Raw genomic sequence first — 20,605 nt, 5'->3', positions numbered from 1 at the left:
GCTCTATGGCTGGTCCATTATCACAATTAAAAGTTCTTGATTTATCTACATTATTACCTGGCCCTTACGCAACTATGATGCTTGCCGATATGGGCGCCCAAGTATTAAGAATAGAAGCCCTAGGCCGTTATGATTTAGTGAATGGTTTTGAGCCAAAGTTAAATCAACATTCATATGCTTTTTTGAACTTAAATCGTAACAAAGAAGTCATCGCTTTAGATTTAAAGCAACAAGCTGCAGTTAATGTTGTGAAAAAACTCATTGGCGAATATGATGTAATTGTTGAACAATTCCGACCAGGGGTTATGGCTAAGTTTGGTCTGGATTATGAAAGCTTAAAGGCGATAAATCCCAAATTAATTTACTGTTCAATTACAGGTTACGGTCAAACTGGTTGTTTAAAAGACAGAGCCGGGCACGATATTAATTATTTATCATTGTCAGGGTTAGCAAGTTTTAGTGGTACAAAAGCGACAGGACCTGTTTTAAGTGGCACTCAAATAGCTGATATTGCAGGTGGTTCACACCATGCCGTAATGGGGATCATGGCTGCTGTTATTGAAAGGGGCATAAGCGGAGCCGGGCAGCATTTAGATATTAGTATGACCGATGCGGCATTTGCGTTAACCGGAATGTTTGGCGCTGGTGCAGTTGCTGTTGATGTTGACCCATCACTGGGTGGTAATACTCTTAATGGTGGCCATTTTTATGGCTACTATCAAACCGCTGATAATCGCTACATATCAGTTGGCAGTCTAGAGCCAAAATTTGCAGAGATGTTCTTTAATGCTCTTGGACAAAATGATTGGTTAGTACGTGGTTTTAGCACTGATGAGCAAGAGCAACTCGCATTGCGAGATGATATTTCCGTTCGGATAATTGAGCATTCGTTAGCGTATTGGTTAGAAACCTTTACTGCTCTTGATGCCTGTGTAGAACCAGTTTTAACGGTTTCTGAAGCGGCTAAGTCTGATCTGATGCGCGACAGAGGTATGGTAACTGAGGTAAAAGCCATGACAGGTGACATAGTAAAACAAGTGGCACCTGCGATTAAGTTTGCATCTTCCGCAGATAACACTATGTTTGTTAACCAAACAAGTCCAAGTTTTACCGAAAAATTACTAACTCATTTTGATTATACCCAAGATGAAATCGTGCAGCTGCAACAAAACAAGGCAATAAAATAAATACTACGCTACACAGTTGTTTTAAAACGGCATTAACAGTAATGCCGTTTTAAGAAAGTTTTAATTCTAAATACTGTTCAGCCGTATGCTTATCTTTAACTAATGCTAATAATTGGCTTCTAAATACCTCATTGATGTGCTGCTGTTTGTAAGTAGGCTCATCAATTTGTAAGGCGATAGGTATTGCAACTGAAACCGCCTGACCAATAAGGATTGATAAAAACACATTTACGATAAAGATTTTCCAGTTTACCTTCGTCCATGTTTCTGCTCCATCATGACCTTTGATAAACTCAATTGTTTGATTTAAACGCCTACCAAAGTTTTGGTAAAACATGCTGTTGGCACTGTGCAGTTCTCTATTCATCATCTCTTGGATGGCAATACTAGTAAAGTATTGTTGGTTTGAGCCCCATTGTTGAAGGGTATAACAGAACTGATAAAACCGCTCTATCGCTGGTTCGTCTGCATGTTGCTCAACCAAGTCATTTATCATCTTGGCAAAGCTTTTTTCTAAGTGTTCAGTAACGGCTAAATATAACCCTTCTTTGGACTTAAAGTGGTAAACAATCGTTGAGTTTTTAACGCCAACTTTCTCTCTAATTTTACTAAGTGATGCTCCCTGAAAACCAAGTTTAGAAAATTGTTCGGCCGCAGCATTGATCAACTGCTGCTTAGTCCATTCAACATTACCTTTACCATGCTCTGTTTTTACGGGTCTAGCCATATTAGTACCACCTACTTATTTATGTGAACAACGTAACATTTAAGATAAATTTAAAAAAGTAAATTCCAGTATAAACAGTAATTTATTTATTTTTTTAAACAGATCTACAGCTAATTAACTGACTGCTTAGTAAATAATTATTGATCGTTTAATGATTATACGATATTTTATGTACCAATCGATACATAAAATATTCGTTAATAGGTAAATCATGAATACAGACACCATGAAAGGGCAAATGCCAACAGCAGCAATTGAAGATCTAAAAGAACTTGCAGCAAGAGCTGAGTTTAAAAAACTGCTGTATGTTCCTTCTGTAAATTGGGTTTTAATAATAAGCTGTTTGCTTAGCTTAGTGGCTTGGTTGTATCTTTCTAATCAATGGTTAGCGGGTAATTTATCGGCGTGGTGGTTAACGTTATTAAGTACTTACACATTTTTCATCTTTATACTTACCGTTCATGAGGCCTCACATTTAGTACTGTCAAGAAACCGATGGCTAAATGATATTCTAGGTACATTGCTTACGGTTATACCGTATCCGCAATTGCCTATCGTGCAATTTAGGCATCAACATCTCACTCATCATCGCGATACTTGTGGTGTCGAAGACCCTGATGATTACTTATATCAAGGCAATTGGCTTACAAGAATGTTTAAAATCTTTACTCATGACTTTTACTGGTGTTATTGGAGTTTTTCTAATCGTGACTCTGCATCAAAAAGCACCACCGTTGTGAACCTTCTTTCTATGACCATATATATTTCTGTACTCGTACTAGGTTTTACGTCAGCTTATTGGTATGAGTTTTTGATGCTGTATGTTATTCCACAACGTATTGGCTTTTTTGTGGCTATTTTAATGTTTGCCTATGTACAACACCCTCCTGAAAAGTGCAGTGTAAAAGAGCGAAGTCCTTTTATGACTACATCAATAATTCGTGGCTTTGATAGCCCTTTTGCGAAAGTTTATTTTGGCCAGAACAGGCATTTAATCCACCATCTATACCCTAACATGCCTATATATCGAAACTGGCAAGCATGGCAACTCGGTAAAGATATATTTGAACGTCAAAACTTAGCCAATATTGGTATTGATGCTGAAAAATTCACTCAACTAAATAATCAAAACCAAGAGCAGCATAAACAAAACAATCAAAATCGAGTTGCACAATCAAGCTTATATGTCACTATCACAGCAGTTGAGCAGGTTGCCCAAGGTATTAACAGTTATACATTTGAACCGAGTGAAAGCTCGCAAACTTTGCCTAAATTTGAACCTGGTGCACATATCGATGTAGAAGTAGCAGATGGGATCATTCGTCAATACTCTCTTTGTAATGATTACCAGCAACGTAATTGCTATCAGATAGCTGTGCAATGTGAAGAAAACGGCCGTGGAGGTTCAGAGTTATTGCATGAAACGTTCAAGGTTGGCCAAGTGGTTAAAATCAGTAAACCACGTAACTTATTTGCCTTAAAACCGGCATCCAATGTGTTACTTTTTGCTGGAGGAATTGGAATCACCCCTATGCTAGCTATGGCTTGGAAACTGCATCATCAAGGAACGCCATTTGAGTTGCATTATTGTTTTGCTACACATAATAAATGGGCTTTCAAAGACACATGGAAAACATTACCATTTAAAGATCAAATTAAGGTCTATATTGATGATAATAAAGACATCGAACCATTAAACGCCGAACAAGTATTAACTAGAGATAACTCTGCTAATGTTTATGTTTATGTTTGTGGTCCTGAAGGATTTATGAACTACATTGAACGTAGTGCACAAGCCGCAGGCGTAACTGAAGAGCAATTCAATAAAGAAAGCTTTGCCGGGGCAGAGCATACCGATGTTAATTTAAACAAAGAGTTCACGCTAAAAGTAACAGGACATGAAAAAGAATTTTTAATTCCTAAAGATAAGTCGATTATCCAGGTTCTGAAAGAAAACGATATTTTCGTACCAATGTCTTGCGAAAACGGTGTTTGTGGTACTTGTAAATGTAAAATTAAATCAGGTGAAGTCGAGCACAAGGATATGGTATTGAATGCAAATGAACATCAAGTACAAAAATTGTTTACACCTTGCGTAACCAGAGCAACGACAGAAACATTAGAAATAAGCGTTTAGCAATATAAGTTCAAATTATTTTATTTAGCCATTTACAGTGCCGCTTATTAACATCCTTGTTATAGCGGCATATACAACTTCCCTGTTGAAAAAGACGCTAAATATATTAAATAAATAGCTATAATTCAAAATAAAACAACAACTTGTCTGGATTATTTGTAGTTATGTATTAATCTAAATTGGTATGTACATAAATTTTGCAGGGATGTTGCTTAATGAAAATAAATAAAAGACTAACAGTTTATCTCCTGAACTTGTTTTTGTTAGTTATTTTTCCCACTCAAGCACAAGAGAATAAAGAACTAGCACAAGAAATTGCCAATCCACTTACAACCATGATCATGGTACCAATTCAGTTTGAATATAATGAAAATATAGGCCCGGTTGATGATGGTACCCGCAGTACGATTTTTGTTCAGCCGATAATACCTTTTGAGTTGAGCGAAGATTGGAACCTAATTACTAGAACCATAGTGCCAATCATTCAACAAGATGATATTTTCCCTGGTGCAGGATCTCAACAGGGTATAGGCGATATCAGTGAGAGTTTGTTTTTTTCACCGGACAAACCAACTGAAAATGGCTGGATAACTGGCTACGGGCCTTATCTGCAATTTGATAGTGCTACAGATGACTACCTAGGTTATGAAGAACATGGCTTGGGTGGGTCATTTATCGCATTAAGAGTTGACGGCTCTAAAACCTATGGATTTTTAGCTAACCATGTATATTCAGTAGAAGGGCATATCGGTGGTACATATAGTAATACCTTTATTCAGCCGTTTTTTGATTACACCACAGAAGGGGCAATGACCATAGAATTAACCTCTGAAACAAATTACAACTGGAATAATGATGATTGGTCTATTCCGCTCACATTAACCGCATCACAATTTTTTATGGTTGGCGACCAACCCATCTTAGTTGGTGGAGGCTTTAAGTATTGGATTGAGTCAGCACCGGGAGATCCAGAAGGGATGTCATATAACCTGAATCTTTACCTGCTCTTCCCTAAGTAAAATTAATCACTAGATCATTTGAATAATTGTTATATGTGCTAGATGCATGAAGCATAATAATTATTATTCATTTGTGTAATTTTTGTTTCTGGTTAAACTATAGACAATTGAATTGAAAGACCATGTTTTTTAAATATTAAAGGATGTAAAATGAATAAAGTCGTATTAGCAACAGCAGTTAGTTTAAACTTGTTAGCGTTTTCAGCAATGGCTGCAGACACAGTTACCAGTGTAGAACAATTTTTCGCCAAAGGTGGAACTGTGGTTACAGAAGATAACTACCCAACGTTTGAAACATCTCGACAAATTCTTAAAAACCAAGATCTAGTAGGGGTGAATAACCTTTTACACAAACGCGAATTAACGCCAACTGATCAACAGCCTGTTGTTCGTATGAACCGTGATACCTATTATTCATTAGCCGTTGTTGATGTTTCTAAAGGTGCTTACATCACAATGCCAGAAATCCCTAAAGGCAAATACATGTCTGTGCAACCTGTAACTGAAGATCACCGCATTCAAGCGATGAAATATGGCTCTGGTACGTTTAATTTAACCACGCACACAGGAAGTCATCTTTATTTAGTTATTCGCTTAGATTCAACTTTTACAAAAGAAGAAGCGCATAAAATACAAGATCAAATGAAGATCACTGCTGATTCGAGTAATAAATTTGACTCTATTCAAGTAGATAAAACCTCATTCCACAATGTTGAAAATGCTCTAAAAGCTCAAATGCCAGGTCTGCTTAAAAACGAAGGGGGCGAAGCGCTGTATGGTATGTTTACAGATCCAGGTGATTCATCAAAAGAATTGTTTACTAAACAAAAGTACTCAGTAGGCGCAGCAATTGGTTGGGGTGGTGCACAGCTTCAAGATAACGTCTATGAAGTATCGGGTAATTACCCAGCAGATCAATGTCATCAGGCAACCTTTGAAGACCCTAAAAATAAAGCATTCTGGTCATTTACTGTTTACGACAAAAAAGGCTTTATGTTTAACGATCTTGCTAACTTAAGTTCAAATACTGCTAAAGCAAATAAAGACGGTACGTATACAATCAGTTTTGGCTGTGGTAGCGATGCAATTAACAATATTGAGACTAAAAATGCTACGGGAGTATTTAACTTAGGCGTACGTCATTATATTCCATCAGATAAAGTTAAAAACGATGGATACCGATTATTACCATTTGTTAAAGCTAAGTAATATCAGGCTTTAAATCTTATACAAAATAAGGCCTTTCATAGGCCTTTTTTATTCACGCAGAATTATACGCAGACATGCCAGTGATGGCGTAGTTTCTGTTATGCACAACTTTTAATTACTCTTATTATATATAAGGAAAATCATGAAAATAGTTTACATACTCACTTACTTAATGAGCTTTGTTTTTATATTGGGTGAAACCCTACGTAGAGGTTTGAGTTATTTTTCAATCAATGCGACTACGATGGTTGAAGATTATTTATGCGGACTTTTATTATTAACCGCAGCTGTTTTGTGGACTAAAGGCTCACAACTAGCTGAAAAATATATGGTTGCAGCGTGGGCTTATACAACTGGAGGCATGTTTGTACCATTTTATGCCCATTTAGAAGCGTATTTACGAGGTGCAACCTTTAGAGCCGACCACCCGCATACCGACGTAAACTCGGTAATTTTAAAAGGGATCATTTGGTCAATAGCTTTGATCTGTTTTCTTATCGTGATAAAAAGTCAGACTAAATCAACAGAGAAAAATTAAGATAACTATTGTTTTATTCCTTTTCAGGTTTGAGCTTTATTGAGAAAGTAAAAGGGCGATAGGTTGGTCATCACCTTTGCTTTTTCAATATGGCTTCGAGTAAGCATTTATCATCATGCGGCGAGAACTCAGAGTTTTTTCGCCACAGCGATCAAACGCTAACGTTTGCAGTGTTCGAAAACGGTACGCATTTTCTAGAAATCACTCCTTCATTTTGTATTTTAGACAATTCTGTAACACTTTTACTTGCCGTCTGTACTGCACTCTATATATAGGCTTTATCAGTTAGCTGATGTTTAATTGATGTTTAATAAAAGAAAAAATGATGCTGCACTGTTGTAAATGTGATGTTGCTGTCGTTGCGGATGTTTTTACTCTTATTTATAACTATTTACCTTAAATTTAATTCGACAAAAATAATAAAGTTGGATTAAAAATAAGCCCAAAGAAGTATTTAACCAATTTGGTTTTATTCAAAACAAACGTTTTAAATTAGGGAAGTATTTATGAATTATAATAAAAAGGTAGTATTTAAAAAAACTGCCTTAGCCGCTTGTACTGCACTGTATTTTGGTGCAACGGGTCAAGCAGTTGCCGAGGTTGGATTTAGTTCTGTAGAAGGAACGAGTTTAAAAGTTCCTACATTTACTAAAGCTGATATAGACAGTCTGGCAACAGATAGAGCTGAATTTGAACATAGTGACCTTTATGCTGGTCAAGCAGGTAGTGTTAACCGTGTTATTAAACAGTTATCGCCACAGCAAATTTTCCAACCAGAACAAGATGCGACAGGTATAAAAACATACATCGTGCAGCTTGATGATAAGCCTCTTGCTGCTTATAAAGGTGGAATTGATGGTTTAGCTGCTACTGCAGCACCAAAAAATGATTCATTAATGGCTAAAGGTCGAGTTAATGTAAACTCTGCTGCTGCTCATTCATACAAGTCATACATCGCTCAGCGCCAAGATACCTTTATCAATAACGTAACGGCTGCTGGCGCAAAACTTGATGTCATAAAACAATTTCACCTAGCCAATAATGCTCTTGTTGTCGACATGACTCAGCAAGACGCAATTATTATGTCTAAGCAAAGTGGTGTTAAACGAATCTCGGAAAATCGTATTTTCGAATTGCAATCTGATCGTGGCCCAGAATTTATCGGCTCTGATGAGATGTGGAGTGGTAGTGCGACTCCTGACTCTCTGCCTGTACAAGGTGAAGGAATGGTTGTTGGTATTATCGATACCGGTATTAACACTGACCATGTCGCTTTTGCATCTGATGAAGCCTATGAAGCGACCAATCCCTTTGGCACAGGTAACTTTGTTGGTGATTGTGAACAGGAAGAATTTGCCAACCTCTGTAATGACAAATTAATCGGCGTACGTTCATACCCTGAAATTACCCAGGCAAACAATTACCCAGCCTCAGGCAGTTGGAGAGATAGACGCGCTGAAAATGGTGAGGATTATAACGGTCACGGCTCGCATACCGCCAGTACTGTTGCCGGTAATGTTAACGAAAATACCCCTCTACAGGTTGCGAACGGTGAAGCGGTAAGTGATGGTTTAGATGTGCCATTTAGCTTTGCTAAAACTAGTGGTGTAGCCCCGCGTGCGCACATTATTTCTTATCAGGTTTGTTGGCCGGGTGGTCGTGGTGATCAGTATGCTGGTTGTCCTGAATCAGCCATTTTATCGGCATTTGAAGATGCGATTAAAGATGGTGTTGACGCGATTAACTTCTCTATTGGTGGAGCCGAGTCACTACCATGGACGGATCCAATGGAACTTTCGTTTTTATCCGCACGTGAAGCCGGTATTTCGGTTGCCGCTGCTGCAGGTAATTCAGGCCCATATTTTTGGTCTGCCGATCATTCCTCTCCTTGGGTGACGACAGTAGGTGCAAGTACCCATGACCGTGTAATGAGTACTGGTGATAAAAGCTTAAGCGGTTTTGAAGGTGATGCGCCATCTTACCGTATCCCTAGAGGCGAAATGGCTGGTAAAAGCTACAGTGGTTCGATAACGGGTGAAGTAGTTTACGCTGGTGATTATGACGATCCTAACCCAAGTGATGGTTATGGCGCAGGTCTATGTAATGTACCATTCCCTGAAGGAACATTTACCGCTGACCAAATTGTGTTATGTGATCGTGGCGATATCGCTCGTGTACAAAAAGCAATTAATGTAGCTGATGGTGGTGCAGGCGGTTTTATTCTTTTAAATAACTATCAAGCCAATAATATGGTTGCTGATGTATTTGTAATCCCTGGAATTCAGGTACCTGCAAATTATAGTTACTCTCTTAAAAACTGGATTAGATACAGCACCTCAGGTACCGCTAGAGCGACTATTTCAGACTATACCAACAATTACTCTTTGGATGAAACAGCAGGTAATCAATTGGCTCGTTTCAGTTCAATGGGACCAAGTCGTACCAATAATACTTTAGTACCCGATTTAACTGCACCCGGTGTTGATATTTATGCGGCTAACGCTGATGAGCAACCGTTCACTGCATTCCCAAGAGCTAGTGACTGGACAATGATGAGTGGTACCTCAATGGCAGCCCCTCACGTAACTGGTGCCTCGACATTGCTTGCCCAATCACACCCTGATTGGACACCGGCTGAAATTCAATCGGCATTAATGATGACGGCTAAGCCAGTATTTTTGAATATGAATGGGAGTTTAATTGCGCCATTTTATAACTTTATGGCAGGTGCTGGTGCAATTGATGTTGCCCAAGCTTCAAAAGCTGGTCTAGTAATGGATGAGAGCATTGAAAATTACCTTGCGGCCAACCCTGAACAAGGCGGCTTAGCTAATTGGGTGAACGTTCCTTCAATGGTTGAAATGGAATGTGAACAAACCTGTTCTTGGATGCGTACGGTTACAGCAACCCAAGATGGTACTTGGAATGTCACCGCTTTAGCAAAAGAAGAGGGTGCTGAACTTGTTGCTCAACCTGCATCATTTACGTTAAAAGCGGGTGAGTCGCAAAGTATTGTTGTGAGCATGAAATTACCAAGCTTATTTGAGTATAAAGTTGAACCTATAGAGCCTGGTGCTCCTTGGGAGCAAATAGGAAATAATTACGCTATATATAACGGTGAAGTTGTGTTAACAGAAGCCAATGGTAATGCTCCTGCAGCGCACTTACCGGTTGTGGCGTCAAATGTTCACGACGAATTACCATTTAGTAAAGAGTTTGAATTTTCACGAAATCAAAGTAGCGAAACATTCCGCGTTAATACTGATGATTATAGTGAATTTACCCCGCGTTACTATGGTTTATCAAAGCCTGTTTCTACGGACGTTGTAGAAAAAACCTTCGTTCGTCCAGTGTTACGACAAAGTGATATTGATGATGGTTGGGATATTCGCAGTGTTGACGTACCTGAAGGCACCAAAAGTGTGACGTTCTTTGCCAATGAAGGCGAGTTTTTGAATGATGATAACATCATGCGTGCAAGACTCACTAACGCAACTCCGCATATGCATGTTGGTTTTGATGAAAATGGTGATGGCACGTTTATTCCTACTGAAGAAGAAGCAGCAGAAGATTACTACGCATTACGTAATAATTATTTTGATGAAATAGTCTGTCAGTCTAGCAGTGATACTGAAGCAAACTTCTGTACACTTATTAACCCTAAACCGGGTAAATATTGGTATGCCATAGCAGCACTGTCAAACTTGAACCGTGGCAAAGATGTCGCTATGAACGGCGGTTATGCGATTATTGCTAACGATTCAGATGCGAATAATATTACAATTGAAGGTCCTGCATCTCACGATGGTAATGGCGATTACAATCTTACCTTAAACTGGGATATTGCCGATGCTAAAGCTGGGGATGTTTATTACGGTGGTTTTGATTTAGGTAATATGCCTGGCGCTGAAGGTACTCTTGGGTTTACTACTTTAAAACTAACTCGTTCAGACGACGCAGTAAGCTGGAGTGTAAGTAAAGATAAAGCTCGAAATATGGATCAAATTGAGGTTAATGTAAAAATTAATCCAAATATGGAAACATATGATCGAGATTATTCTCTTAATCTGACGATTCCTGAAGGTATGCGACTAGTCCCTTCTACGGTTAAGTCAAACAATGAAGCTATTGCTGAGTTACTAACGGTTGATTCGCAAACGTTAACTATCGCATCTAGTCAAGAAGCCACTCGTAATGTCACGCCAGAATATATAATGACTACGAACTTAACTGATGAGATGTGTCATACGCCGTTAATTGATGAATATTCAACAGGTGGTTATATAGACTTACAAGGTGAGTACCGTATGCAGCCGCAAATTGATTGGTTCACTGGTAACTATAAAGAGTATATGGATGTGCCGGTAGATTGGTTATTCCAATTAGGCGGTGCCAAGTTTGAACTCTATAACCAGCCAAACTCAGGCATGATGCGTATGCATACTGTCGGTGTTACGCAGTTAAACGATCGCTATTGGCCAATGAAATGGCATCGTGGTCCTGGTTTCCTAGTTGAATCTATCGCGCCGTTTTGGAATGGTAACTTTGAAATGCAATACCGTCGTCATCCAGATGATGCATGGGGCTTAACACTTGCATCACAATACGGTGCAGAGCGTCCTGATTTAGGCGACTTGTTATTTGCTGAATTTGACAATGTTATTGATACTGCAACTGGCGATGAATATGACTTTGAAATGATCCTACGTAGTGGTATTGATTATCATCAAGGTATGCCAGAAATTGTATACGCCTACGATAATTTAGGTGCCAATCTTGCAAAAGGTGGTGTATTTGTTGAAGGCTTTACTAGTGCTTTTTCTAGTAACGCAGGCCCTAAAGAAGGTCAATTATATAGTGTCTTTGGTTTTGATAATTTAGATGAAGTAATAGAAGACGATTTAGTCGTTTGTTTCAACTACGATGGACCAGAGCGCAGTGCAGTCGATATCAGCTTTATTGCAGTAGTGCAACCTGAAGCTACAGGTACTGAGCAAATCATCGACTTTAGTTATGAGTTGGAAGGCGAAGAAACCAAAACTCTTAGCCACAGTATTTCGGTTAACGCTAATATCAAAGTTGCAGATATGGCGGATATGACGGTTGCTGAAGATAGTCGTATTGACGGTATTGAAGTAATGCACATTGATGCGAATCAAGTTGCAAACGTGTTAGAGGTTACGGGTAACGATATCACGGCTGAAGTTGACGGAATGATGTTTAACCTAATTCCTAATGCTGACTTTGCTGGTGAGACCGAAGTATTTGTTACTGTTCGTGATATGGAGCACAGTGGCGACGCGACTACGACTAGCTTTATGTTAACGGTTACTCCATCTAACGATATGCCTACGGCTGTTATGGTCAATGATGTTGTTAGTATCACAGAAGGTGATTCAGTAACTTTAGAAGTATCTGCATCTGATGTTGATGGTGATGAGTTAACGATAACTTGGAGTGGTGAAGGTGACATTGCCGATGTTAATGCCGCAATTACTGAAGTATCAGGTTTAGCTGTCGGTAGTTATACTTTTACTGCTACTGTGAGCGATGGCATAGAAACAGTTAGTGCAACAGTTAGCGTGGACGTTACAGCTGTAGAGGTTATTGAAGAAACTAAGTCTAGCTCGGGCGGCGGTTCTTTTGGTTGGATGTTATTTTTTGTTTTACCATTAATTGCTAAACGTCGAAAAAGCACTAATTAAAAATATACATTGTTTCATTAATATCGTTTGTAAATAAGCAATCGATTTTGAAAAGCCAGTTATGAAAATAGCTGGCTTTTATATTTTCACCCTTTCGGGTGAAAGATTTGTCAGTTGCCTCCTTTACAATGGAGTCTTCGCTGTTAGGAGGTAGTTTAAAAATTAACCATTAATTAATCCTCAATTGCGAGTGTGGTTGCTTTATAACTCTATGATTATTCAGTCAATTGATATTTTGTAGGTGTTAAATTGTGATTAAATTGTAATTTATTTGTTGTATGGGGCGATGTTTTCATTTACTTATGTCTTTAGCCTATTTTCAACTAACAAAAAATTGTTTAATAACATTAGCCAGTACCAATTAGGAAGATTGTAAATATTAAGTTTGTAAGAGGACTACAATGTTATTTTCATTAGCCCCCTTGTCGCATTAGTACACGCTATCGCTAGATAATAAAAGTTTCATTGAAATCTAATTGAATTTAACTACCTAATAGTATTCTAAATTGCCATTGCCATTGCCATTGCCATTGCCATTGCCATCGATAGATAAAGAGAGCTTCATGATCGACATACAATACAACGAATATAAATTAGAAAATTTAATTGTTAATTGTACTGACATGACAATTAGCAATAATTGCCAATCGATCAAATTTCCCGTGAAAGTTTTTGACTTTTTTAAGTTGTTTTTGCTTGATGAGAATCAAACGGTAAATCGAGATTTAGCGATTCAGATCCTCTGGAACAACAATTACCCCGTTGGGAAACGTGGATACACTAATGCCATGTGGTATATTCGAAAAGTATTCGACGAACTAGGCGTAGATAGTAATGTTTACTTTAAAACCTTACCCAAAGTTGGCTATAAGCTAGAATATATTCCAGAGCCTATTGTCGAAAACTCTACTTACCCTGAGAGTCAGAAATCGTGGCCATCTGGGTTGGTTAACAATTTACTTTCTATTAAGTTATCTAATCAAGTAATGAATCGTAAAGGCCTATTTTTAGCCACTTTACTAAGTGTGATTATTATTATTATCACACTCTCTTATAGATTTGTTGTTAAAACAAATTCCACAGAACTTAATCGGCCAATATCACCTCCAGTTAAAATAACTAATTTAGAAGGGATTGAAGAGCATCCATCGGTATCATCAGATGGTAGATACTTGGCTTTTAGGTGGCTGAAAAACAAACATAACAGCCAAATTTACATAAAAGATTTAAAAGACAATCAGATCCCAGCCAGGTTGCTAACTTCGGAAAAAGAAAGTGAATTCTCGCCTAGTTGGTCGCCAAGTGGTAATAGCTTAGCGTATTTAAGGATTTCAAAAGAGGGGCGTTGTCAGGTACGTTTGCACCAATTAATAACGAATCAGGATAACCCAATTGCCAGCGATTGTTTTTATAACTCATACAGCAGTGCTTTAAATTGGTCACCTGATGGACGGTATTTACTGTTTTCAAAAAAACTAAGTAAAGGTATTGCTTTATTTAAGTTTGACTTTGAAAAGAAATCCATTGAACAAATAAGTTTCCCCAAAGCCGAAGATAGAGATGTTAGCGCTGTTTTTTCTGCTGATTCAAAACAAGTTGCCTTTATTAGAGAGAATATAAGTAAAGCGAGCCTAATGCTACTCGATAAAAGTGGAGAAGTAACTGTGTTATTGTCCAATAAATTATCCATTACTGGTCTGACGTGGGAATATCAAAAGGGTAATATTTATACCAATATATTAAATGGCGGGGAATACCAAACATATTCAGTAAACCCGACAACTAAAGCTGAGCAAGTTGTACAAGGGATAAGTACTTCAGGTAATTTAACGTTCAATTCTCAAACCTCTACATTGTATTACTCAAAACATGTGAGCCAAGAATATATTAGCCAACAATCTTTTACTGATAGCAAGGAGGGCCGTCGAATATCATCGTCATCTCGCGACCTTTATGGCCAGTATGTCAATAACACTGGCGATATATTATTTGTCTCAAACCGCTCCAATGAATGGGATCTGTGGCTCAAAACCGAACAAGGCTCTAAAAATTTAACTAAAGGCATCGGTGCAGCAATTATGCATAGGGTATCTCCTACAGGAAAGCATTTCTTAGTTGCGATTAAGCACAAAGCAAATGAAGACTTGAAATGGTACGTAGGGGATTTACCTGACGGCCAGTTAACAGCTATAGATCTTGGTACTCTTACAGCAAACAGCATGAATTGGTCAGCAGATGGACGTTCTATTTATTTAGCCGCAGAAACAAACGGAAGCTCCGGAATTTATAAATTAACTATTAGTGATAACTCGATTACTCAATTAACTGCAGGTAACGAAAAATTTGCAATAGAAGGCCCTGACGGTCATCTATATATGAGTAAAGAGGGAGAAATGGGGATTTGGCAATTTGATCAAGATAGCCAAAAGAGCCAACTTTTTATTAAAGATCTGGCGATAAATGACTTCGGTAATTATTTTTGGCAAGATGAAAATATTTATTATGTTCAAAGAACGACAAAATATGACCAAATAAAGCGCCGATCAATGAATGGCGAGCAAAGCATCATTGCAACTTACCCAGCAGGCACCGTAAGAATTTATTTTGGAATTGCGCCGGCTACCAAAGCGAGCTTTTTATTAACACTGAAAAGCACAATTGATGCAGACATTTATTCAATTTCTATCAATTGATACAGGTTGTGTCAAAAAAAACGGCAATCAATTTTATTTTGATTGCCGTTTTTTTATCATTATTTAACTTAATTTATCGCGGTTAATCTAGGTGGGAATAGATCCATTTACGATTTTTATATAAGTACGTCATTAACTTTGTGAACTTTTCAGGCATCCAACGCTTAATCGTCCATACCCAACGGGCATCATTTTGTGGCATTACATACAATTTATTTTTTAAAATACCTTCAAAGGTTTTATCCGCGACCATTTCGGGAGTAAATTTTGACTCATTAATTTGTTGAGCAATGTTTTTCTCAAAATTAGTTTCACCTTTTAAAGACTCGCCAATATTGGTTTTTAACACGGTAGGGCAAACAACCGTTACACCAATGTTATCTGTCGATAATTCCACATTTAACGTTTCAGACAAGGCTACTACGCCTGATTTAGCCACATTATAGCCAGCCATTTCAGCTAAACATAACGTGCCAGCACTTGATGCCGTATTGATAATGTGGCCACCACCGGTTCGTTTTAGTAACGGCGCAAAAATACGACAGCCGTGAATAACACTCCACAAATCAATATTTATTACTCGATGCCATTCTTCGTCATCATGCTCATTTAGTTTACCGCAGCTGCCAATACCTGCATTATTAAACACTAAATCAACACCTCCCCAAACCTGTTCAAGTTGGTCTGCAGCGTCTTGTTGCTGCTCTTTGCTTGTTACGTCCACCACCAAAGTGATAACAGTAGCGCCTAAAGCTTCAAGTTCTAATTTAGCTTCTTCTAAACGCTGTTCATTAATATCAGCAATTGCTACTCGCCAATTGTTACGTGCTAATTTTTTAGCATAGGCTAAACCCAGGCCACTAGCGCCGCCGGTGATAAATGCGCGCTTTTCGGGGAAACGTTTGTTTAACATCTAATGTCCTTCATATTCTTTGATTCAAATTTATTCCCTATATTTATCCCAGCAATGAATCAATAACCTCACCCGTTCGGATGATATCGGTCAATTTTTATGGGTATTTAAGCAATTAGGTAAAATCACCCATTGGGGTGATTCTGCACCGTTTTTAAACGTTTAGCGTAAATAGCACATTTCAAAATAATATTAAAAATCGTTTTCGTTTCTAACTGAGTGACTCATTTTTAGAGCGATACGGCAAAATTTCGAAGGGAAAAAATTATGACAAATAAATCTGTAGTGCTATATGGGGCAAGTGGTTATACCGGTAAATTAGTTGCTGAATTTTTACGTGAATATGGTATTTCATTCATTGCAGCAGGTAGAGATGCGGAAAAAATTAAAGCTGCAATGGCAACGGTGCCGGGTATTGAAACCGCAGATTATGAGGTTGTTCAAGTAGAGCACACCAAAAAAGCATTAACCGAATTATTTAAAGGTGCAAAGGTTATTTGTAATACGGTTGGGCCATTTATGTATTTTGGACAGCCTGTTGTTGAAGCTGCATTAGAAGCTGGTTGTCATTATTTAGATACCGGTGGTGAAATGAATTTCATTACTAAGATCCAAGAAGAATTAGGGCCAAAATTCGCTGAAAAGAATTTGGTCCTGGCACCAGGCACATCGTACATGTATACCTCGTTAGAAATTGGTGCGCATATGGTGTTAGAACAAAGTCAAATTGATACTTTAAATTGTCTTACCGCTCCTACACTGGTTCCGACGGTTGGTTCATTCCAAACTATTTTTGCCATGTTTAGTATTGCCGATCAATCATTTAAATTAGAAAACAATCAACGTGTGAACTGGCCTGTAGCTAAAGGTTATGAAGTGAACATTCCTGGCCGTGCCGATAATTTGCTAGCACACCCTTGGGGCGGTGGTATGTTGCCACTTTATTTTGAACATGATCCTCGCGTGCGCAATGTACAACAACTAACTGCGACTCAAAACCGCGCGATGATGGAAATGGTGTTGGACTTACAAAATACCTATGAAACTGAGATCAAGCATTTGCCGACAGAAGAAAAAGCAGCGAAGTTAGCTGAGTACGGTAATAGCATGCAAGCTACTATGCCGCCACGTGAAAACAAACTCGTGCATCGCTGCCTTGATATTGTACATGGTAGCGGTTCGTTTGATTCAGTTACCTGTGAAGTACGAACCTCGTGCGGATATATAACTACCGGTGCTTTACAAGCAGCAACCGCTAGTTTGTTAATTGGTGGCTTACAAAAAACATCTGGTTTCTCATCAGCTTGTCAAGCGGTAGGGCATAACGAATTAGCCAATCAACTGAAAAGCTTTGGTTTGGTTGATTATAAGATGATTAATTCATAGGGAGAAATACCATGCGTATTATTGATTTTTTTGATCAGGGCGCAGCATTATACCCTGATAATATTGCCTTTCATGAATTGACAACTGGTGAAAAGAGAACCTATAAACAGGTTCTTGAATTTAGCCATAAGCTTGCAAGTTCACTTACTCTACAAGGGTTCGGTAAAGGCACCAAAATAGGTATTTTAGGACCTAATTCAAATATTGCTTTTGAATGCTTAATTGGTTTGTTTCGCGCCGAGGCGGTATGGCTGCCAGTAAACCCGCGTAACCCGGTTGAGATAAATACTGATTTACTGCATCGTTTTGATGGCGATTTATTAATGTTTCATTCCAGTTATGAAGATGAAGCGTTAGCCATTGCTCATGATGCGCCAAACCTAAAACAAATTGTTTGTATTGATAAAGACCTTGATGGTGAAAATTTGCAAAACTGGTTAGTATCTGCCGATGAGCATCATCAAATGGGCGAAGGCAATGATTCTGACATTATGGCCATTTTCCCAACTGGCGGTACTACCGGTAAATCGAAAGGCGTTATGATGTCAAATAAAGCATTGGAAACGATGTTTTCCAATTTTTATGCGCATTTCAATTATTATGATAACACTAATCATTTAGTGGTCGCGCCAATGACTCATTCTGCTGGTCTTATGGGCGCTATGCACTTTGCCCGTGGTGGTACTAACACTATTATGACAGCCGTTGATCCCGGTGAAATTTTAAAGGTTATTGAGCAACATAAAATTACCCACTTTTTCCTACCGCCAACTGTTATGTATATGATGCTGGCACACGAGGATGTAAGTAAATATGACTATTCATCACTACAACATTTTATCGTAGCAGCTGCGCCGGTTTCTTTATCAAAATTAAAAGAAGCGATAAAGGTTTTTGGTCCAGTTATGACCGAGGTGTTTGGGCAATCAGAAGCTCCAGCGGCAATTTGTGCAAAAGCGCCGTGGGATTATATAAACCCTGATGGTTCAATTAATGAAGACAGACTGAAAACTGTCGGTCGTCCCTGTGTTTTAAATCAAGTCGCAATTATGGACGATGATAATAAACCACTACCTATGGGGCAGGCTGGAGAAATTTGTGTCAAAGGCGATATTGTTAATCCTGGTTATTACAATAACCCAGAAGCAACGCAAGAAGCTCAAATAGATGGTTGGCTTCATACTGGTGATGTCGGTGTTATGGATAAAGATGGTTATATCCAAATTGTTGATCGAAAAAAAGACATGATCATTACCGGTGGCTTTAATGTATTCCCAAATGAAATTGAGCAAGTACTTAACTCTCAAATTGAAGTGCAAGAATGCGCGGTAATTGGTATTCCCGATGAAAAGTGGGGTGAAGCTGTAAAAGCTATCGTACTTTGCAAACCGGGTAGCATCATTGAAGAGCAAACCTTAATTAATTTGGTTAAACAAGAATTAGGCAGTGTAAAAGCGCCTAAATCTATCGATTTTGTCGACGATTTACCACGTAGTCCTGCTGGTAAAGTATTAAAAACTGAAATTCGTAAAAAGTATTGGAACAGCGAAAATCGCATGGTTAATTAACTGTTTATTTATTGATGCTTAACTAGTTTTTAACAAATGCAATGGGTCACTTTATTAGTGACCTTTTTTTTTGCTTTTTTTTTATAAAAACACTTTTAGATAGTTTGTATTTCAATTTTAACTCATTGATATAGATGGATATTAATCTGATTAATAAAAAAATAACAATATCACCCGATAGGGTGAATCACAGTGATTGATTAAGCATTAGCTTATTTACAAAGGTAATTAATTGTAATTAACGACTGATTTATTAATAAATAAGCCGTTAAAACAAGTTGATTTTTACAACACTGATATTTGGCATGACAGGATAAGTAATGGCTAGAAAAGTAGTAATTTGTGGAGTAGGGATGGTTCCATTTAAAAAGCCTGGTCGAAGTGACGGTTACGAGGTGATGGGGGCCAATGCGGGAAGAGAAGCATTAACTGATGCGGGCTTAGATTATTCTTTAATCGAGCAAGCATTTACCTCCTATGTGCAAGGCGATAGCTGCTCAGGACAAGCTGCACTTTATGGTATAGGCATGAGTGGTATTCCTGTGACCAATGTAAACAATAACTGCGCCAGTGGCTCTACTGCGTTTGCCTTGGCAGCACAAGCGATTGAATACGGTATTTCAGAATGTGTTATGGCATTAGGTTTTGAACAAATGGCGCCGGGTGCAATCGAAATGATGTATCCAGACAGAACAAGTCCGCTGCAACGCCATACCGATGCCATTGTTAATTTGATGAGCCTTGACCTGCAAGAAGCGCAATTGCCACCGGCAGTATTAATGTTTGGTTGCCAAGCTGAAGCTTTAATGAACGACTACGGTATTAGCGAACAAGCGTTGGCAAGTATCGCGGTAAAAGCCCGAAAACACGCCGAATTTAATCCTTACGCAATTTATCGTGAACCATTAACAATTGAGCAAGTTTTAGAGCAACCACCGCTTTATCGTGGCTTGCGTAAGCTGTTTGCTTGCCCGCCAAGTTGTGGTGCTGCCAGCGTGATTGTCTGTAGTGAAGAATTTGCCAAAAAACATAACCTAGATATCAATATTACATTAAAAGGCTCAAGTTGGTGTAGTGATAAACCACAATACTTTGAATCAAATGTCTTGGATGTAACTTTTGGTGCTCTTAGTCAAGAAGCTTGTAAGCAAGCTTATGAGAGTGCTGGAGTTGGTCCTGATGATATTGATGTTATCGAATTACACGACTGCTTTACCAGTAATGAAGTATTCACCTATTCAGCATTGGGGCTTTGTGCTGATCATGATTTAGAAAAATTTATTCTAGAAGGACAGAATACCTACGGTGGCAAAGTTGTTATCGGCCCATCTGGTGGGCTAATGGCAAAAGGCCATCCATTAGGAGCAACCGGACTTGCACAAATAACAGAGCTAGTTAAGCAGCTAAGAGGGCAGTGTGGTCAACGACAAGTTGAAAACGCCAGAATTGCTTTACAACACAATGGAGGAATTGGTAGCGCTGGTTTTGTCAACATTTTTGAAAGAACAACGTAAATCTTATGC

At 38.4% G+C, this 20,605-nt stretch carries 12 protein-coding genes; 10 read left to right on the top strand and 2 right to left on the bottom strand.

The genetic code is table 11. The annotated features are described in order from the left end of the window. Window positions 1-5: 5 nt before the first annotated feature. On the top strand, window positions 6-1,187 hold the full coding sequence (locus RI845_RS11425; RefSeq protein ID WP_348386299.1) for a CaiB/BaiF CoA transferase family protein: 1,182 nt from the start codon (window positions 6-8) through the stop codon (window positions 1,185-1,187). Between the two features lie 49 nt (window positions 1,188-1,236). Here the strand turns inward: RI845_RS11425 and RI845_RS11420 are convergent, their stop codons facing one another. Continuing rightward, window positions 1,237-1,914 carry a TetR/AcrR family transcriptional regulator gene (locus tag RI845_RS11420; protein ID WP_348386298.1) on the bottom strand — a complete coding sequence of 226 codons (678 nt, stop codon included), beginning with the start codon at window positions 1,912-1,914 and terminating at the stop codon, window positions 1,237-1,239. 211 nt (window positions 1,915-2,125) lie between these two features. Here RI845_RS11420 and RI845_RS11415 point away from each other — a divergent pair, with 211 nt between their 5' ends. From RI845_RS11415 to RI845_RS11390, 6 genes are all read left to right on the top strand, one after another. Further along, on the top strand, window positions 2,126-4,051 hold the full coding sequence (locus RI845_RS11415; protein WP_348386297.1) for a fatty acid desaturase: 1,926 nt from the start codon (window positions 2,126-2,128) through the stop codon (window positions 4,049-4,051). 215 nt (window positions 4,052-4,266) lie between these two features. Beyond that, window positions 4,267-5,070, top strand: a complete 804-nt coding sequence (locus RI845_RS11410) for a transporter (RefSeq protein ID WP_348386296.1) — start codon at window positions 4,267-4,269, stop codon at window positions 5,068-5,070. 150 nt (window positions 5,071-5,220) lie between these two features. Continuing rightward, a complete protein-coding gene (locus tag RI845_RS11405; protein WP_348386295.1) occupies window positions 5,221-6,279 on the top strand; it encodes a DUF1254 domain-containing protein in 1,059 nt (352 codons plus the stop codon). 142 nt (window positions 6,280-6,421) lie between these two features. Further along, complete coding sequence (locus RI845_RS11400) at window positions 6,422-6,817, top strand: hypothetical protein (protein ID WP_348386294.1); 396 nt, start codon at window positions 6,422-6,424, stop codon at window positions 6,815-6,817. A gap of 506 nt (window positions 6,818-7,323) precedes the next feature. After that, window positions 7,324-12,522, top strand: coding sequence for a S8 family serine peptidase (locus RI845_RS11395; RefSeq protein ID WP_348386293.1), 5,199 nt, complete (start codon window positions 7,324-7,326; stop codon window positions 12,520-12,522). Between the two features lie 563 nt (window positions 12,523-13,085). Beyond that, the gene (locus RI845_RS11390; RefSeq protein WP_348386292.1) at window positions 13,086-15,215 is read left to right on the top strand and encodes a hypothetical protein; all 2,130 of its coding nucleotides are present in this window, start codon (window positions 13,086-13,088) and stop codon (window positions 15,213-15,215) included. A gap of 82 nt (window positions 15,216-15,297) precedes the next feature. Here the strand turns inward: RI845_RS11390 and RI845_RS11385 are convergent, their stop codons facing one another. Next, complete coding sequence (locus RI845_RS11385) at window positions 15,298-16,128, bottom strand: SDR family NAD(P)-dependent oxidoreductase (RefSeq protein ID WP_348386291.1); 831 nt, start codon at window positions 16,126-16,128, stop codon at window positions 15,298-15,300. Window positions 16,129-16,395: 267 nt separating this feature from the next. On the opposite strand from RI845_RS11385, the gene RI845_RS11380 reads away from it, so the two are divergent. The 3 genes from RI845_RS11380 (at window position 16,396) to RI845_RS11370 (ending at window position 20,596) form a co-directional block, all read left to right on the top strand. After that, complete coding sequence (locus tag RI845_RS11380) at window positions 16,396-17,514, top strand: saccharopine dehydrogenase family protein (protein ID WP_348386290.1); 1,119 nt, start codon at window positions 16,396-16,398, stop codon at window positions 17,512-17,514. An 11-nt stretch (window positions 17,515-17,525) separates the two neighbouring features. After that, window positions 17,526-19,082: a class I adenylate-forming enzyme family protein gene (locus RI845_RS11375; protein WP_348386289.1), complete on the top strand. Its 1,557-nt coding sequence runs from the start codon at window positions 17,526-17,528 to the stop codon at window positions 19,080-19,082. A gap of 320 nt (window positions 19,083-19,402) precedes the next feature. Then, window positions 19,403-20,596 carry a thiolase C-terminal domain-containing protein gene (locus RI845_RS11370; RefSeq protein ID WP_348386288.1) on the top strand — a complete coding sequence of 398 codons (1,194 nt, stop codon included), beginning with the start codon at window positions 19,403-19,405 and terminating at the stop codon, window positions 20,594-20,596. Window positions 20,597-20,605 lie beyond the last annotated feature (9 nt).

It is taken from the genome of Thalassotalea nanhaiensis (genome assembly GCF_031583575.1).
Taxonomy (GTDB): domain Bacteria; phylum Pseudomonadota; class Gammaproteobacteria; order Enterobacterales; family Alteromonadaceae; genus Thalassotalea_A; species Thalassotalea_A nanhaiensis.
This window is presented reverse-complemented; position numbering and strand designations above follow the sequence as displayed.

Coding starts and splice junctions, on each gene's coding strand:
- RI845_RS11405 (WP_348386295.1), top strand. CDS start 5,221: ATGAATAAAGTCGTATTAGCAACAGCAGTTAGTTTAAACTTGTTAGCG.
- RI845_RS11390 (WP_348386292.1), top strand. CDS start 13,086: ATGATCGACATACAATACAACGAATATAAATTAGAAAATTTAATTGTT.
- RI845_RS11425 (WP_348386299.1), top strand. CDS start 6: ATGGCTGGTCCATTATCACAATTAAAAGTTCTTGATTTATCTACATTA.
- RI845_RS11375 (WP_348386289.1), top strand. CDS start 17,526: ATGCGTATTATTGATTTTTTTGATCAGGGCGCAGCATTATACCCTGAT.
- RI845_RS11415 (WP_348386297.1), top strand. CDS start 2,126: ATGAATACAGACACCATGAAAGGGCAAATGCCAACAGCAGCAATTGAA.
- RI845_RS11400 (WP_348386294.1), top strand. CDS start 6,422: ATGAAAATAGTTTACATACTCACTTACTTAATGAGCTTTGTTTTTATA.
- RI845_RS11410 (WP_348386296.1), top strand. CDS start 4,267: ATGAAAATAAATAAAAGACTAACAGTTTATCTCCTGAACTTGTTTTTG.
- RI845_RS11380 (WP_348386290.1), top strand. CDS start 16,396: ATGACAAATAAATCTGTAGTGCTATATGGGGCAAGTGGTTATACCGGT.
- RI845_RS11395 (WP_348386293.1), top strand. CDS start 7,324: ATGAATTATAATAAAAAGGTAGTATTTAAAAAAACTGCCTTAGCCGCT.
- RI845_RS11385 (WP_348386291.1), bottom strand. CDS start 16,128: ATGTTAAACAAACGTTTCCCCGAAAAGCGCGCATTTATCACCGGCGGC.
- RI845_RS11370 (WP_348386288.1), top strand. CDS start 19,403: ATGGCTAGAAAAGTAGTAATTTGTGGAGTAGGGATGGTTCCATTTAAA.
- RI845_RS11420 (WP_348386298.1), bottom strand. CDS start 1,914: ATGGCTAGACCCGTAAAAACAGAGCATGGTAAAGGTAATGTTGAATGG.